This window comes from Arthrobacter sp. MDT2-3, assembly GCF_059090465.1.
Genome location: NZ_JBNHFS010000002.1, coordinates 386,269 through 402,435, shown reverse-complemented (window position 1 = coordinate 402,435; position 16,167 = coordinate 386,269). Strand labels below are relative to the sequence as shown.

Genomic DNA, 16,167 nt, shown 5'->3' with positions numbered 1-16,167 from the left:
TGGGCCCCTCTCTGTTGGTGCGATGGGAGCATTCCGTGGGTTCTAAAACCGACCCATGCTGGGCTACCTGCAGCACGTGACCTAGGATCTACCCATGACCACTCTTCATGGTGCGGTCGTTCTGGTAGTCGGCGCCACCGGCGGACTCGGTTCGCGCATCGCCGCTCAGCTGGAGAGTAAAGGCGCCATCGTCGCCCGGTCGTCAAAGTCTGCTGGGCACGATCTGCGCGCCCCGTCCGTGATCCAGGAGGTGCTGGACGATACGAATGCGCAGCACGGACGCCTCGACGGGCTAGTGGTTGCGTCCGGGGTCGTCGCCTTCGGCGCCGCATCAGACCTTGACCCCGCCACAGTGAACGAACTCTTCGCTGTGAACACGACCAGTCCGATCCAGCTCATTACCCAGAGCCAGCCCTACCTCGCGGCCTCGGCTCGTGAGGGCCGGGAGCCCTTCGTTGTCACACTGAGCGGCGTTGTCGCCGAGGCACCCGTCGCCGGTCTGGCGGCATACTCGGCGTCGAAGGCTGGGCTCGCGGCCTTCGTTGTCGCAGCGGCGCGCGAGTATCGCCGCGCGGGCATCCGAATTGTGGACGCCCGCCCAGGCCACACTGGCACGGCTCTGTCCGATCATCCGATCGCCGGGTCAGCGCCGAAGTTCGGTGCGGGGCTGGATCCGGACCTGGTTGCAGGGCGGATTATCACCGCGATCGTCGATGGCGAGAAGGATCTGCCCAGCACCGCCTTCTAGTCCCGGCCGAGCCCCTTAACGGAGCGCAAAAGAAGCTCATGGACCCCGAAGCCGTGGACCCGGAGAAACGGCGGGAGCACCGCCGTCGTGCTGAAGCCCTGCTGGGCCCAGGACAGGGGGCAACACGGCTGCTGCGGACGGCACCGGAAAACAAGGGGCCTCACGCACTATCCTGAGTACAGGGCGTGATCCTGCGAAGTCCAGGAGCCCCTCCCGCAGAAGGAAAACAGGAGGCGGCATGCCGGTCAGGCGTTTGATGCAGTTCATCACCGCAGCGGTAGCTGCAGCCGTAGTACTTTCGGGCTGCTCGGGCGGGGGAGGCCCCACTCCCGTGGTGGTGGGAGAGTCGAAACGGGGTGGCAGCGCCACCGTTGCCGAGGTCAACGCCTTCTCGTCCTTCAACCCCTACAGCACTGATGGCAACACGGACATCAACTCCAAGGTCGGGCACATCACGCACTCAGGGTTCTACTACCTGGATGACTCGTCCACCGTGGTGCGCAATGAAAAGTTCGGCCGCTTCGAAAAGGTGTCCGACCAGCCGCTCAAGGTGAGGTACACCGTGAACGAGGGCGTTACGTGGTCTGACGGCGAAGCGATCGACGCCGGCGACCTCCTGTTGAGCTGGGCTGCCGGCTCCGGATACTTCGACGACGCCGATCCCATCGCCGGAACCGGAACCAGGTATTTTTCCACCGCCGCGGATACCAGCGGGCTGGCGGGAACCGTTCTGCCCGAGATCGGTGCGGACGGGCGTTCCATCACCCTGGAGTACGAGGTGCCGTACGCCGACTGGGAAGTGGCGTTCGACGTCGGCCTGCCGGCGCACGTTGTGGCCGCGAAAAGCGACCTGAACGATGAGGAAGACCTCATCAACCTGGTCAAGGACTCACCTCGCGGGGACGTCGAAGAACCGGCGCTCAATGCGGCCCTGAAGCAGGTCAGCGACTTCTGGAACTCCGGATTCGACACCAAGGGTCTTCCCGATGACCCCTCGCTCTACCTCTCCAGCGGACCGTATATCGTCCGGGACATCGTCCCCGAGGTCTCCATGAGGCTGGTCCGCAACCGCGACTACGTCTGGGGCCAGGAACCGTGGCTTGATGAAATCAACATCCGGTTCACCGGCGCGTTGCCGGCGGCCTTGGACGCCCTCAGGAACGGGCAGGCGGATATCATTTCGCCCCAACCCTCTGGCGGCACCGACAATCTGTTCACGGGCCTGATTGAAAAGGGCATCACCGTTGCGCGTTATAACCAGTCCGGGTATGACCACCTGGACCTCAGCTTTTCCGGGCCCTTCGCCCGGGACGGCGTCCGGGAGGCGTTCCTGAAGACCGTTCCGCGGCAAGCCATTGTCGATGCCGTCGTCGGGGACCTGCTGCCGGATGCAAAGCCCCTCAACTCGCATGTGTTCCTGCCGGGACAGCCAAAATACGAAGACACCGCGAAGAACAACGGGTCCGCGGATTATGCCGAGGCGGACATCGAGGGTGCCAAAGCGCTCCTGGATGGTGAAACTCCCACCGTCCGGATCCTCTACAACCGCGATAACCCCAACCGCGCCCAGGCTTTTGCCCTGATCCGGGACTCTGCAGCCCTGGCCGGCTTCCAGGTTGTCGACGCCGGACAAGGCAACGCCGACTGGGCCAGGGCCCTGGGCGGCGGCGGGTACGACGCAGCGCTGCTCGGCTGGATCGGCACCGGGGTGGGCGTCAGCCGCGTTCCGCAGATCTTCCGCACCGGCGCCGGTAGCAATTTCAACGGATTCTCGGACGGCGACGCCGACAAGGCGATGGAAGAACTCGCCGGGACCACTGACCTGGCCAAACAGGACGAGCTCCTCGCGGAAATCGATAAGCAGGTATGGGAGAACGCTTACGGCCTCCCGCTGTACCAGACCGTGGGCACAACAGCCTTCAGTGACCGGATTGCCGGCGTTAAGCCAAGCCCCGGCCTCTTGGGCGTCTGGTGGAATGTCTGGGACTGGCGGCTGCCCTAGAAGCCGCCTGAATGCCTTGCCGCATGCCACGTGGCAGGGTTCACATTACCGATTCGCAGTTACGCCTACCGGCGAGTAGCATGTGACTTGCACAACTTCCGTTGACCGACTAGGCGTTCAGTTCAAGCCGGTCACGGTTTGGCAACGGAGTACCAGCATCTGGACTTTGTGCGGTTAGGCTACTCGTATATGTAGGTTGCGTCACAGTTGAAAGCTGCGTCTCGCCTGCGGGGAAGCACAAGATTCCCCTCGTTTTCTCCCACAACTCATAGGAGGCGGAATGCGTTTTGCGCGCACTTCCAAAGCACTGGGCATCGTGGCAATCGCCGCACTCGCCCTGACCGGCTGCGGCGCTGGAGGCGGCAGCAATGACGGTGCCAGCCAGTCGGCCGGCGACCCCAATAAGGTCATCACCGCCTACAGCAACGAACCACAGAACCCGCTGCTGCCGGCAAACACCAACGAAGTTTATGGCGGCCGCGTCGTCGAACTTCTCTTCGAAGGCCTGACCAGCTATGACCCCAGTGGGCAGTCAGTCAACGCCCTGGCCGAGTCCATCGAATCCCCGGACGGCCAGAACTACACCATCAAGGTGAAGAGCGGCACCAAATTCACCAACGGTGAGGAAGTTACTGCCAAGAGCTTCGTCGACGCCTGGAACTTTGCTGCACTGAGCACCAATGCCCAGGCCAACAGCAGCTTCTTTGAGTCGATTGAGGGCTACGACGCTGTCAGCGCCACCAAGAAGGAAGGCGAGACCGAGGTCCCCGCCCCCACCTCGCAGACCCTTTCGGGCCTGGTCCTCAAGGACGACACGACCATTGAGGTCAAGCTGACCCAGCCTGAGGCCGACTGGCCGCTGCGCCTTGGTTACACCGCCTTTATGCCGCTTCCGTCCCAGGCGATCGCCGATCCGAAGGCCTACGGCGAGAACCCGGTAGGCAACGGTCCGTACAAGATGGCCAAGGAAGGCGCCTGGCAGCACGACAGCCAGATTGAACTCGTCAAGAACGAGGACTACGCCGGCCCCCGTGTAGCGAAGAACGGCGGCGTAACCTTCAAGTTCTACACCGATCCGGCTCCCGCCTACACCGACATCCAGGCCAACAACCTGGACGTTACCGACGTCCTTCCGACCAACGCCTTGAAGACGTACACCACGGACTTCCCGGAGAACCACCTGAACAAGCCATACGCCGGCAACTCCACCCTGAACATCCCGGGCTACCTGCCCGAGTTCCAGGGCGAGGCAGGCAAGCTGCGCCGTCAGGCCATCTCCATGGCCATCAACCGTGACGAGATCACCAAGGTGATCTTCAGTGGCACCCGCATCCCGGCCAAGGACTTCACCTCCCCGGCAGTGGATGGCTACAACGACAACGTCGAGGGTTCCGAGGTCCTGAAGTTTGACGCCGCAAAGGCAAAGGAAGCCTGGGACAAGGCCAATGCCATCAGCCCCTGGCCCGCAGACAAGACCCTCCAGCTCGCCTACAACACTGACGGCGGCAACAAGGAATGGATCGACGCTGTTGCCAACAACCTGAAGAACAACCTGGGCATCCAGGCCGAGGGACAGCCGTTCGCCAAGTTCGCTGAAATCCTTGACCTTCGCAAGGCGCAGACCCTTCCCGGCTTCACCCGGGCAGGTTGGCAGGCCGACTACCCGTCGCTCTACAACTTCCTCGGCCCGCTCCTGAAGACCGGTGCCAGCGCCAACTACGAGGGCTACTCGAACCCCGAATTCGACAAGCTCCTCGACGAAGGACTGGGTGCCAAGTCCACGGACGACGCCAACGCAAAGTTCACCGAGGCCCAGGAGATCCTGTTCCAGGACCTGCCCAACCTCCCGCTGTGGTACTCCGCCCGCCAGGTCGTGTGGAGCCAGAACGTGACGAACGTGGACAGCGGCTGGAACGGTGTCATTCAGTACTACAACATCACCGCGAAGTAGTTCTGAGACCGTCCAACTCAACTAGCTAGTGGGGGCCCGGCAACAGCCGGGCCCCCATAGCCTTGATACCGGCAGGAAGCTGTCCCACATGAATTTCCCAACATCTCCAAAGTCCTCGGAGGGTCTGCTGTGATCCAGTTCATTCTCCGGCGGCTGCTCCAAGTCATCCCTGTTTTCCTGGGCACAACCCTGCTGGTGTACTTCATGGTGTTTGCCCTTCCAGGGGATCCCATCAGGGCACTCTTCGGAGACCGCCCGCCGAGCGAGGCTGTCATCGCGGCGCTCCGCCAGCAGTACAACCTCGACCAGCCGTTCTGGGTCCAGTACGGCCTGTTCCTCAAGAACCTCTTTACGTTCAACCTGGGCGTCGACTTCACCGGCCAGCCCATCGCGGCAACCCTTGGCCGGGTCTTCCCCGTCACCGTGATGCTCGCCATCGAAGCGCTGGTTATCCAGGCCGTGTTCGGCATCGGCTTCGGCCTCATCGCCGGCCTGCGCAAGGGCAAAATCTTCGATTCATCAGTGCTGCTCGCCTCGCTCGTTGTCATCGCCATTCCCATCTTCGTCCTCGGCTTCGTGCTGCAGCTGGTGTTCGGCGTATACCTTGGCTGGGCCAAACCCACGGTGGGCACGGACGTCAGCTGGGGTACTTTGCTGCTTCCGGCCTTCGCGCTGGCGCTGGTGTCCTTCGCCTACGTGCTCCGCCTCACCCGGGCATCGGTAATAGAAAACTCAACGGCTGATTACGTCCGTACCGCGACTGCAAAGGGGCTGTCCCGGCCTCGGGTAGTGATGGCGCACATCCTCCGCAACTCGATGATTCCCGTTGTTACGTACCTGGGCGCCAGCCTCGGTGGCTTGATGGGCGGCGCCATTGTAACCGAAGGCATCTTCAACGTTCCCGGTGTAGGGCAGAAGCTCTACCAGGCAATTCTCCGCAGCGAAGGCCCAACCGTCGTCGCCATCGTGAGTGTGCTGGTGCTGGTCTTCGTTATCGCCAACCTGCTGGTTGATTTGCTGTACGCCTGGCTTGATCCGAGGATTCGCTATGAAAAGTAACCAAGACACCACGCATTTCGTTGCCCCCATCGAGGAAACCCCTCTGCTGGCAACGGATGCTGTTAAGACGGACCAAGCCCCGCTGAGCCTGTGGGCAGACGCCTGGCGCAAGCTCCGCCGTCGTCCGCTGTTCATCGTCTCGGCAGTGATGATCCTGGTCATCCTGGTTGTGGCGTTCTTCCCGGGCCTGTTCACCCAGACGGCCCCCAATGACAACTGCCAGTTGGCCAATTCGGACGGCGCACCTTCCCCCGGCCACCCGTTCGGGTTCACCTTCCAGGGCTGCGACGTGTACGCCCGCGTTATTTACGGCACGCAGGCCTCCGTGATGGTTGGCGTCTTCGCCGTCATCGGTGTGCTCATCATCGGTGTGACCCTCGGCGCGCTTGCCGGTTTCTACGGCGGTTGGGTCGATTCCGTCATCGCCCGACTCGGCGATATCTTCTTCGCACTTCCGCTGGTGCTCGGCGCCCTGGTTGTCACCCAGTTGCCGTTCTTCCGCGAAAACAAGAGCGTGTGGACGGTCATCATGATCATCGTGCTGCTCGCGTGGCCACAGATGGCACGGTTGACCCGCGGGGCGGTGATCGAAGTCCGGAACGCGGACTTCATCACGGCGGCCCGTTCGCTGGGCGTGTCCAGGATCCAGAGCCTTATCAAGCATGTCCTGCCCAACGCCCTTGCCCCTATCATCGTGCTGGCCACCATGGAACTCGGGGTGTTCATCGTGCTGGAGGCGACGTTGTCGTTCCTCGGCATTGGGCTCCCCGGCAGCATCATGTCCTGGGGCAATGACATCTCTGCGGCGCAGTCGTCCATCCGCACCAACCCAGCAGTACTGCTGTACCCGGCTGCCGCACTGTCCATCACCGTCCTGAGCTTCATCATGCTGGGCGATGCCCTGCGTGATGCTCTTGACCCGAAGAGCCGCCAGCGATGAAGGAGGCACACGTGACTACATCCGATGTCACTATCACTGAAGCCGGAATACCCGCAGACCGGCCGCTGCTGGAAATCCGCGACCTCGCCATCACGTTCAATACCAGCAACGGCGAAGTCAACGCTGTCCGGAACGCGCACCTGACCATCATGCCGGGTGAAACCGTGGCCATCGTGGGCGAGTCGGGGTCCGGAAAGTCGACCACCGCCCTGGCTGCCATTGGCTTGCTGCCCGGCAACGGGCGGGTCTCCGGCGGACAGATCCTGCTGGACGGCGAAGACATCTCGCACGCGCCCGAAAAGCGGATGATCGAACTGCGCGGCAACACCATCGGCATGGTGCCCCAGGACCCGATGTCCAACCTGAACCCGGTGTGGAAGATCGGCTACCAGGTCAAGGAAACGCTGCAGGCGAACGGGCGTCCCAGTGGCCCCGAGGACATCGCCAAGGTCTTGTCCGAAGCCGGGCTGCCGGACTCCCACCGGCGCGCCAAGCAGTACCCCCACGAGTTCTCCGGCGGTATGCGCCAACGGGCCCTGATCGCGATCGGCCTGTCCTGCCAGCCCAGGCTGCTGATCGCCGATGAACCCACGTCAGCGCTGGACGTCACGGTGCAGCGGCAGATCCTGGACCACCTCGAAGGCATGACCTCCGAACTGGGCACAGCTGTCCTGCTGATCACCCACGACCTGGGCCTCGCGGCTGAACGCGCGGACAAGGTTGTGGTGATGTACCGCGGACAGGTAGTGGAGTCGGGGCCGTCGCTGGAGCTGCTGCAGAACCCGCAGCACCCCTACACCAAGCGGCTCGTTGAGTCTGCGCCCTCCCTGGCAAGCAGAAGGATCCAGGTTGCCAAGGAACAGGGCCTGGAAGCGGCCGATCTGCTCGCTCCGGCCGCGGAGGCGCTTGCTGCCGACAACGTCCTGCAAATCCAGGACCTGCGGAAGGTGTACAAGCTTCGGCAGGGCCTGGGGAAATCATCGGACTTCGCGGCCGTGGACGGCGTAAGCTTCGACGTCCTCCGGGGAACCACGACGGCGATCGTGGGGGAGTCGGGCTCCGGCAAGTCCACCGTGGCCAAGATGGTGCTCCAGCTGGAGAAGCCCACCGACGGCAGGATCCTTTTCGACGGCGTGGACACCTCGCTGCTGAAGCCTTCGGAGCTGTTCAAATTCCGGCGCCGGGTCCAGCCCATCTTCCAGGATCCCTACGGCTCCCTGGACCCCATGTACAACATCTTCCGGACCATCGAGGAGCCGCTGCGGGTCCACAAAATCGGGAACAAAGCCAGCCGGGAAAAGAAGGTCCGTGAACTGCTGGACCAGGTGGCGCTGCCGCAATCCACCATGCAGCGGTACCCGAACGAGCTCTCTGGCGGGCAGCGGCAGCGCGTCGCCATTGCGCGGGCACTTGCCCTGGATCCTGAAGTCATCATCTGTGATGAAGCAGTTTCCGCCCTCGACGTGCTGGTCCAGGCCCAGGTACTGAATCTGCTGGCAGACCTTCAGTCCAACCTTGGGCTGACCTACCTCTTCATCACCCACGACCTCGCGGTGGTGCGGCAGATCGCGGACCACGTCTGCGTGATGGAGAAGGGGCGTCTGGTGGAGACCGGATCAACGGACAACGTCTTCGACGCGCCGCAGCAGGAGTACACACAGGCACTGCTTAACGCCATCCCCGGCGCAAAGCTGATGCTGCCGCCGGAAGTCGCTTAGCAGCCCTTCCTATTCACCGGTTGGAGCCGGAGCCTGCTGGCTCCGGCTCCAACTGCTTTCACCCTGCCCCATTGCCGGCTTCCGCTCGAGGCCCAGGTCGCGCAGCCTGCGCTCCAGGAGCGCACCCAGGGCCTGCCGGCCGCTGGGATTCATGTGCACGGCGTCGGCGAGGTCCTTGGCCAGGCCGTACTTGGTGAGCCAGTCGCCCACGGAAACGAAGGGCAGGCCATGCGCGGCGGCCACCGATCCCAGCAAAGCATCAACTTCCGTGCGGCGGCCGCCCCCGTTGTTTTCGCCCCGGGCCAGGGTTCCTATCATCGCCATCGGGGTTCCCGGATAGCGTGCCTGCAACTCTGCAATTAACCGGCCGGCGTTGCCGGCGATCTGGCTGTCGGATGCCCCGCTGGCAGCGTCATTGCCGCCGCCCTGGATAACAATCAGCGCGGGAGTACCGGAAGGAATTAGCCAGTCACCCCGCAGGAGGGCGTCGATGTAGTTGCCTGTCTTCCCGTTGGCTGTCACGAATCCGGTGCCGCCCTTCCCGCCAAAGTACACCTTGTACCCCGCAGCAGAGAGGCCTTGGCGGGGCCAGCCGTCTGCCGGTTCCGACTGCGAATCCCCGATCAGGAGGACGGTTTTGCTGATATCGGGGACAACGGCTTCGAACCGCCCATTAGCGGGGTTCAGGACAGGGAAGCCGGCACGCAATTGCCCGCCGGCTGCTCCTTCGGGACCGGCGGCCGCAGCGGCCGGGGGAGGATTTCCAAGGGCTTGCCCGGACAGGCCGCAGCCCGCGAGGGCCAGGACACTAGATAAGGCAATAACCGCGATGCAGCCGTACGCAGCAGAACGGGTCTGGGCCAACGCAGGCGAGGCTTTGCGCATCTGGTGTCTTTCGGGCTTGCACGGTCTGTCAGAGCAATCATGTGGCATGCCAACCTGTAAGGCCAGTGATATTGCCCACAATTTCTGGCGCGGCGCACCGCCGGGGCGCCGGGGGGGGCCGCACGCCGCCGGAAAAATTTAGGCCAATAAATGGCACAGCGGCTAGACTTGGGGAAGGTGCCCTGTGCTAAGGGCCTGATCTGTCGTGCGTTCCAGTTGGAAATGTCGCGATACAACAGCTGACTTTCACCACTGAATCGAGCCATTACGCATGTCTGAAACCACCACCAACACCGCGGTAGCCACTGCATCCCGCAGTGACCTCCGCAACGTCGCGATTGTGGCCCACGTTGACCACGGCAAGACCACCCTGGTCGACGCCATGCTCAAGCAGACCAACTCCTTTGCCGAGCACAACCACCTCGAAGACCGCGTGATGGACTCCGGTGACCTCGAGCGCGAAAAGGGCATCACCATCCTGGCCAAGAACACCACGGTGGCCTACAACGGTCCGTCCTCCAACGGCCAGACCATCACCATCAACGTTATCGACACCCCCGGCCACGCCGACTTCGGCGGCGAGGTGGAGCGCGGCCTGTCCATGGTTGACGGCGTTGTCCTCCTCGTTGACGCTTCCGAAGGTCCGCTGCCGCAGACCCGCTTTGTGCTCCGCAAGGCCCTGGCCGCCCACCTGCCCGTCATCCTGCTGGTGAACAAGACGGACCGTCCCGATGCCCGCATTGAGGAAGTCGTCCACGAGTCCATGGACCTCCTCCTGGGCCTGGCTTCCGACCTGGCCGACGAAGTTCCGGATCTCGACCTGGACAAGATCCTTGAGGTTCCCGTTGTCTACGCTGCCGCCAAGGTTGGCCGCGCGTCCCTGGAGCAGCCCGCCGACGGCACCGCCCCGGAGAACGAGGACCTGGAGCCGCTCTTCAAGACCATCATTGAGCACATTCCGGCTCCCACCTACAACCCGGAAGGTGTGCTGCAGGCGCACGTCACCAACCTGGATGCCTCGCCCTTCCTGGGCCGCCTGGCACTGCTGCGCATCTACAACGGCACCCTGCGCAAGGGCCAGACCGTTGCCTGGGCACGTGCCAACGGTGAGCTCAAGAACGTCAAGATCACTGAACTGCTGGCCACGAAGGCCCTGGACCGTGTTCCGGCCGAATCTGCCGGACCCGGTGAGATCGTCGCCGTCGCCGGTATTGAGGACATCACCATCGGTGAGACCCTGACCGACGCCGAGAACCCGCAGCCGCTGCCGCTGATCACCGTGGACGATCCCGCGATCTCCATGACCATCGGCATCAACACCTCGCCGCTGGCGGGCAAGGTCAAGGGCGCCAAGGTCACGGCCCGCCAGGTGAAGGACCGCCTGGACAAGGAACTGATCGGTAACGTCTCCATCAAGGTTCTCCCCACCGAGCGTCCCGACGCCTGGGAAGTACAGGGCCGTGGCGAGCTGGCCCTGGCCATCCTCGTTGAGCAGATGCGCCGCGAAGGCTTCGAGCTGACCGTGGGCAAGCCGCAGGTTGTCACCAAGACCATCGACGGCAAGATCCACGAGCCCATGGAGCACATGACCATAGACGTGCCCGAAGAGTACCTCGGCGCCGTCACGCAGCTCATGGCCGCACGCAAGGGCCGCATGACCAACATGGCCAACCACGGCACCGGCTGGTGCCGGATGGAATTCATCGTTCCCGCCCGTGGCCTGATCGGCTTCCGCACCAAGTTCCTCACGGACACCCGCGGCGCCGGCATCGCAGCTTCCATCTCCGAGGGCTACGAGCCGTGGGCCGGCCCCATCGAGTACCGCACCAACGGTTCCATGGTCGCCGACCGCGCCGGTGTTGTAACGCCGTTCGCCATGATCAACCTCCAGGAGCGCGGTTCCTTCTTCGTGAAGCCTACCTCTGAGGTTTACGAGGGCATGATTGTCGGCGAGAACTCCCGCGCCGACGACATGGACGTCAACATCACCAAGGAAAAGAAGCTCACCAACATGCGTGCAGCCTCCTCGGACACCTTCGAGAACCTGACGCCCCCGCGCGACCTCACCCTCGAAGAGTGCCTCGAATTCGCCCGTGAGGACGAATGCGTCGAGGTGACCCCGGAGTCCATCCGCATCCGCAAGGTGATCCTGGACACCAACGAGCGCGCCAAGGCCAACCGCGCCCGCGCGAAGGTCTAGCAACAACGGCCCTGATGGCCAATGAAACTGCCGGGACGGCAGGCGGATTTCCCGCCGTCGTCCCGGCTTTTTCTTTGCCTCCTGCGGGGTGGGCGCAGCCGGCCCTTATGGCGCGGCTTGCCGGCGCGGGCGCGGCTCCGGTGCCGGCGGGACTTCCTTGGCTGCGACGACCTCGTCCAGGGGGATGACGACGTCGTCCTGCCGCGTACGGACGGTGCAGGCACCGGCGTCGCACATCACCAGGTGCCCCAAGGCGTCCGTGAAGCCGCCGTCGATGCGGTAGCGCACCACCACCCGGGTGCCAGGCGCGGCGGCGGCAAGGAATCCGGCAGGTGTGGGGGCGGGCAGGTTCACCACTTCATACTAAAGGGCTTCACACAAGGCCACCGGCTAGGTTCGCGGGAACGGGCCGGGAGATAATAGGCTCAGATGTCAGGGTCCGGCCATAGTTGCCGGATGCAAGAACCGGCGGGTTGCCGGAACCAACGTGGAGAGGCCAGGGACGTGACGTACGTAATCGCGCAGCCGTGTGTAGATGTCAAGGACAAGGCATGTATTGAGGAATGCCCCGTCGACTGCATCTATGAAGGTGAGCGTTCGCTGTACATCCATCCGGACGAATGCGTCGACTGCGGGGCATGCGAGCCCGTCTGCCCCGTCGAGGCCATCTACTACGAGGATGACACCCCGGATGAGTGGGCCGACTACTACAAGGCCAACGTGGAGTTCTTTGACGACCTCGGTTCTCCCGGCGGAGCCGCCAAGGTCGGCAACACCGGCAAGGACCACCCCATGATCGCCGCGCTGCCGCCGCAGAACCAAGACCACTGACGCAGGCAGGATTGGTGACCGCAGCAGTGAATACGTTCGGCCTTGACCTGCCCGACTACCCGTGGGAGGCCATGGCGCCGTATCTCGCCACGGCTTCCGCGCATCCGGACGGAGCGGTCAATCTGTCCATCGGCACGCCGGTGGATCCCACTCCAGCCTTGATCCAGGACGCCTTGAAGGCCGCCGCGGATGCCCCCGGGTACCCTACCGTCCACGGCACTCCCGCGCTCCGGGAAGCCATCGCCGGATGGTTTGAACGCCGCCGCGGCGTGGCCGGTCTTGATCCCCGTAACATCATGCCGACGGTGGGCTCCAAGGAACTCGTGGCCTGGCTGCCGCTGTTGCTGGGTCTGAAGCCAGGCGACGTCGTCGTGCGCCCCAAGGTTGCCTACCCCACGTACGATATCGGTGCCACCCTCGCTGGCGTTACCTCCGTTGCAACCGACAACCTGGACGAGCTCGACGACGCCACCCGCTCCCGCGTCCGGCTGATCTGGGTCAATTCACCCGGCAACCCGACCGGCAGCGTGCGGGGAATCGACTCTTTGAAGGCGCTGGTGGCGCAGGCCCGGGACATCGGCGCAGTAGTGGCCTCCGACGAATGCTATGCCGAACTTGGCTGGGGCGACTGGGACGTCCAGCGCGGCGGCCATGCAGTTCCGAGCATCCTTGACCCCCGGGTTGCTGGCGGATCCCACCAGGGCCTGCTTGCTGTGTACTCGCTGAGCAAGCAATCCAACGTGGCAGGCTACCGGGCGGCGTTTGTGGCCGGTGATCCGGACCTGATGCCCAACCTGGTGAACAGCCGCAAACACGCGGGCATGATCGTGCCCTATCCGGTGCAGGAGGCCATGCGGGTGGCACTGGGCGACGACACACACGTTGAAGCCCAGAAGGACCTGTACCGCGGACGCCGCGAACGGCTGGTTCCGGCGCTGCTGGGCTTTGGGCTGGAAATCAAGGAATCCGACGCCGGGTTGTACCTCTGGTCCACGGCGGGGGAGGGCACCTGGGACACTGTGGCGCGTTTGGCAGAGCGCGGCATCGTGGTGGGCCCCGGCGTCTTCTACGGCGAGGCCGGCAACGGCTATATCCGGGTCGCCCTCACCGGAACCGACGAACGGATCGACGCCGCTGTCGCCCGGCTGGCCGCCACATCGTAACAATGCTGTGACTCGCGCCACATCGGGCTGGTTTTAGGCCACTTTTGAACGTCGCGGATTAGTGGCACCCGCCAAGGAGCGGTAGCTTTTTAAGTGACTATCAATGGTGGCTTTCTACAAGAAGGCAGCCCGGGTGTTGGAACCTGTGTTCTCAGGCTTCGTGCGCGGCTCACCTGATGTTGGATCAAGCTTTCGACAGAGGCCCAGACGCCTCATGAAGGGGACTCCATGACTGAGACCAACAATGCTGCGACCCTGCACCACGCAGGAGGCGAGCTCAAGCTGCCGCGCATCCAGGTTGTTGAAGGAAACGAGGGCTACGACGTTTCCAAACTGCTGAAGCAGACGGGCGCAGTCACCTTTGACCCCGGCTTCATGAACACAGCAGCCACAACTTCGGCTATCACCTACATCGACGGCGATGCGGGCATCCTGCGTTACCGCGGATACCCCATCGAGCAGCTGGCACAGCACTCCAGCTTCCTTGAGGTGTCCTACCTGCTGATCTATGGCAACCTGCCCACTCCCACCGAACTGGACGAATTCGACCAGAAGATCCGCCGGCACACGCTGCTGCACGAAGAGCTCAAGGGCTTCTTCGGCGGGTTCCCCCGCGACGCGCACCCCATGCCCGTCCTGTCCTCGGCCGTTTCCGCGCTGTCCACGTTCTACCAGGACTCACTGGATCCCTTCAACGCCGAGCAGGTGGAAGTTTCCACCATCCGCCTGATGGCAAAGCTCCCGGTTATCGCGGCCTATGCCCACAAGAAGTCCATCGGCCAGCCCATGCTGTACCCGGACAACTCGCACAACCTCGTGGAGAACTTCCTCCGGCTCAGCTTCGGCCTTCCGGCCGAGCAGTACGAGGTGGACCCGGTTGTCGCGAAGGCCCTGGACCTGCTGCTCATCCTGCACGCGGACCACGAGCAGAACTGCTCCACCTCCACCGTGCGCCTGGTGGGGTCCTCCAACGCCAACCTGTTCGCGTCCGTCTCAGCCGGCATCAATGCGTTGTTCGGGCCTGCCCATGGTGGCGCCAACGAGGCTGTGCTGAAGATGCTCCGCCAGATCCAGGCCGAGGGCACCAAGCCCGAGGACTACATGGAGAAGGTCAAGAACAAGGAAGACGGCGTCCGGCTTATGGGCTTCGGGCACCGCGTGTACAAGAACTACGATCCGCGCGCCAAGATCGTCAAGGCCACCGCCCACGAGATCCTCACCAAGCTCGGCGGCAACGATGAACTGCTGGACATCGCGCTGCGCCTGGAAGAGAAGGCGCTGAACGATGACTACTTCATCCAGCGCAAGCTCTACCCCAACGTGGACTTCTACACCGGCCTCATTTACAAGGCCATGGGCTTCCCCGAGAAGATGTTTACGGTGCTCTTCGCCATCGGCCGCCTCCCCGGCTGGATCGCGCAGTGGCGCGAAATGATCAGCGACCCGAACACCAAGATCGGCCGCCCGCGGCAGCTCTACATCGGCGAGCCGGAGCGCGACTACCCGGTCCGCTGACATAGCAGCCTGAATTACGACGGCGGCCGCCCACCTCCAGGAGGTGGGCGGCCGCTTTCTTGTAATGGGACCACGTTGCCTCAGGAGTTGTAGCCCTGGGGGTTGTTTTTCTGCCAGCGCCAGTGGTCCTCGCACATTTCATCCACGGTCTTGGTGGTGGACCAGCTGAGGTCTGCCAAGGCGGAGGTGGCGTCGGCCCAGAACGCTGGCAGGTCGCCGGCGCGGCGGCCCGTGATTTCGTACGGGATTGGCTTGCCCACTGCCTTCTCGAAGGAGCGCAGGACCTCCAGCACCGAGGAGCCCTTGCCGGAACCGAGGTTCCAGCGGAAGACGCCGGCGCGGTCCGCCACGTGGTTCAGTGCGGCCACGTGGCCTTCAGCGAGGTCGACGACGTGGATGTAGTCGCGCAGGCAGGTGCCGTCCGGGGTGTCATAGTCGCCGCCGAAGACCATAAGCTTTTCGCGCCGGCCTACCGCTACCTGGGCGATGAACGGCACCAGGTTGTTCGGGATACCCTGGGGATCCTCGCCTATCCGTCCGGAGGGGTGGGCTCCCACAGGGTTGAAGTAGCGCAGCAGGGCTATATGCCAGCGGCTGTCCGCTGAACCCAGGTCCGAGAGGATGTCCTCGATCTGTTCCTTGGTGCGGCCGTAAGGGTTGTTGGCCCCGATCTCCATCTTTTCCACGTAGGGGATGGGGTTATGCTCGCCGTAGACGGTGGCTGAGGAGCTGAAGACGATGGAGCGGACGTTGTGCCGGTCCATGACCCGGATGAGGTTCAGGGTGCCCACCAGGTTGTTGTAATAGTAGTTGAGCGGCTCGCGCACTGACTCGCCCACGGCCTTCAGCCCGGCGAAGTGGATCACCGCGTCGATGGTGTCGCCGGCAAACACTTTTTCCACGGCGGCCTCGTCCACGAGGTCGACGTTGTGGAACTCCGCTGTCTTGCCGGTGAGTTCCGCAACCCGCCGGAGCGACTCTTCGCTGGAGTTCACGAGGTTGTCGATGACCACCACGTCATGGCCGGCTTCCTGCAGGGACAGAACAGTGTGGGACCCGATGTAGCCGGTTCCCCCTGTGACCAGTATTTTCATGCCTCCAACGCTATCCCAACTGGGCGGGCTGCCGCCGATGTGTCCCGGATAACGGGCAGCA

At 63.5% G+C, this 16,167-nt stretch carries 13 protein-coding genes; 10 read left to right on the top strand and 3 right to left on the bottom strand.

Features of this window, described 5'->3' with window-relative positions:
- The first annotated feature begins 94 nt into the window (after window positions 1–94).
- The 6 genes from AC5RUQ_RS07455 (at window position 95) to AC5RUQ_RS07430 (ending at window position 8,418) form a co-directional block, all read left to right on the top strand.
- Window positions 95–748, top strand: a complete 654-nt coding sequence (locus AC5RUQ_RS07455) for an SDR family NAD(P)-dependent oxidoreductase (protein WP_493946710.1) — start codon at window positions 95–97, stop codon at window positions 746–748.
- 238 nt (window positions 749–986) lie between these two features.
- Entirely contained in the window at window positions 987–2,750 is a 1,764-nt protein-coding gene (locus tag AC5RUQ_RS07450) for an ABC transporter family substrate-binding protein (RefSeq protein ID WP_493946709.1), read from the top strand.
- Between the two features lie 280 nt (window positions 2,751–3,030).
- Window positions 3,031–4,701, top strand: coding sequence for a peptide ABC transporter substrate-binding protein (locus AC5RUQ_RS07445; RefSeq protein WP_493946708.1), 1,671 nt, complete (start codon window positions 3,031–3,033; stop codon window positions 4,699–4,701).
- A gap of 129 nt (window positions 4,702–4,830) precedes the next feature.
- Entirely contained in the window at window positions 4,831–5,760 is a 930-nt protein-coding gene (locus AC5RUQ_RS07440; protein ID WP_256248407.1) for an ABC transporter permease, read from the top strand.
- Window positions 5,750–6,700, top strand: coding sequence for an ABC transporter permease (locus AC5RUQ_RS07435; protein WP_430225870.1), 951 nt, complete (start codon window positions 5,750–5,752; stop codon window positions 6,698–6,700). Before AC5RUQ_RS07440 ends, AC5RUQ_RS07435 begins: the two co-directional genes overlap by 11 nt.
- Window positions 6,701–6,711: 11 nt before the next feature.
- The gene (locus tag AC5RUQ_RS07430; RefSeq protein WP_493946707.1) at window positions 6,712–8,418 is read left to right on the top strand and encodes a dipeptide ABC transporter ATP-binding protein; all 1,707 of its coding nucleotides are present in this window, start codon (window positions 6,712–6,714) and stop codon (window positions 8,416–8,418) included.
- A 9-nt stretch (window positions 8,419–8,427) separates the two neighbouring features.
- Here the strand turns inward: AC5RUQ_RS07430 and AC5RUQ_RS07425 are convergent, their stop codons facing one another.
- Window positions 8,428–9,303, bottom strand: a complete 876-nt coding sequence (locus AC5RUQ_RS07425) for an SGNH/GDSL hydrolase family protein (RefSeq protein WP_493946706.1) — start codon at window positions 9,301–9,303, stop codon at window positions 8,428–8,430.
- 271 nt (window positions 9,304–9,574) lie between these two features.
- Here AC5RUQ_RS07425 and typA point away from each other — a divergent pair, with 271 nt between their 5' ends.
- Window positions 9,575–11,503 (top strand): translational GTPase TypA, encoded by a 1,929-nt coding sequence (gene typA / locus AC5RUQ_RS07420; protein ID WP_256248410.1) that lies wholly within the window; start codon window positions 9,575–9,577, stop codon window positions 11,501–11,503.
- Between the two features lie 105 nt (window positions 11,504–11,608).
- Here typA and AC5RUQ_RS07415 read toward each other — a convergent pair whose 3' ends face one another.
- Window positions 11,609–11,857 carry a putative acetyltransferase gene (locus AC5RUQ_RS07415; RefSeq protein WP_493946705.1) on the bottom strand — a complete coding sequence of 83 codons (249 nt, stop codon included), beginning with the start codon at window positions 11,855–11,857 and terminating at the stop codon, window positions 11,609–11,611.
- A 150-nt stretch (window positions 11,858–12,007) separates the two neighbouring features.
- On the opposite strand from AC5RUQ_RS07415, the gene fdxA reads away from it, so the two are divergent.
- The 3 genes from fdxA (at window position 12,008) to AC5RUQ_RS07400 (ending at window position 15,012) form a co-directional block, all read left to right on the top strand.
- Entirely contained in the window at window positions 12,008–12,334 is a 327-nt protein-coding gene (gene fdxA, locus AC5RUQ_RS07410; RefSeq protein ID WP_050685972.1) for a ferredoxin, read from the top strand.
- A gap of 14 nt (window positions 12,335–12,348) precedes the next feature.
- Complete coding sequence (gene dapC, locus AC5RUQ_RS07405) at window positions 12,349–13,497, top strand: succinyldiaminopimelate transaminase (protein ID WP_493946704.1); 1,149 nt, start codon at window positions 12,349–12,351, stop codon at window positions 13,495–13,497.
- Window positions 13,498–13,725: 228 nt separating this feature from the next.
- On the top strand, window positions 13,726–15,012 hold the full coding sequence (locus AC5RUQ_RS07400) for a citrate synthase (RefSeq protein WP_163162134.1): 1,287 nt from the start codon (window positions 13,726–13,728) through the stop codon (window positions 15,010–15,012).
- Window positions 15,013–15,092: 80 nt separating this feature from the next.
- Here the strand turns inward: AC5RUQ_RS07400 and galE are convergent, their stop codons facing one another.
- Window positions 15,093–16,106, bottom strand: coding sequence for a UDP-glucose 4-epimerase GalE (gene galE, locus AC5RUQ_RS07395; RefSeq protein ID WP_493946703.1), 1,014 nt, complete (start codon window positions 16,104–16,106; stop codon window positions 15,093–15,095).
- Window positions 16,107–16,167: the final 61 nt, after the last annotated feature.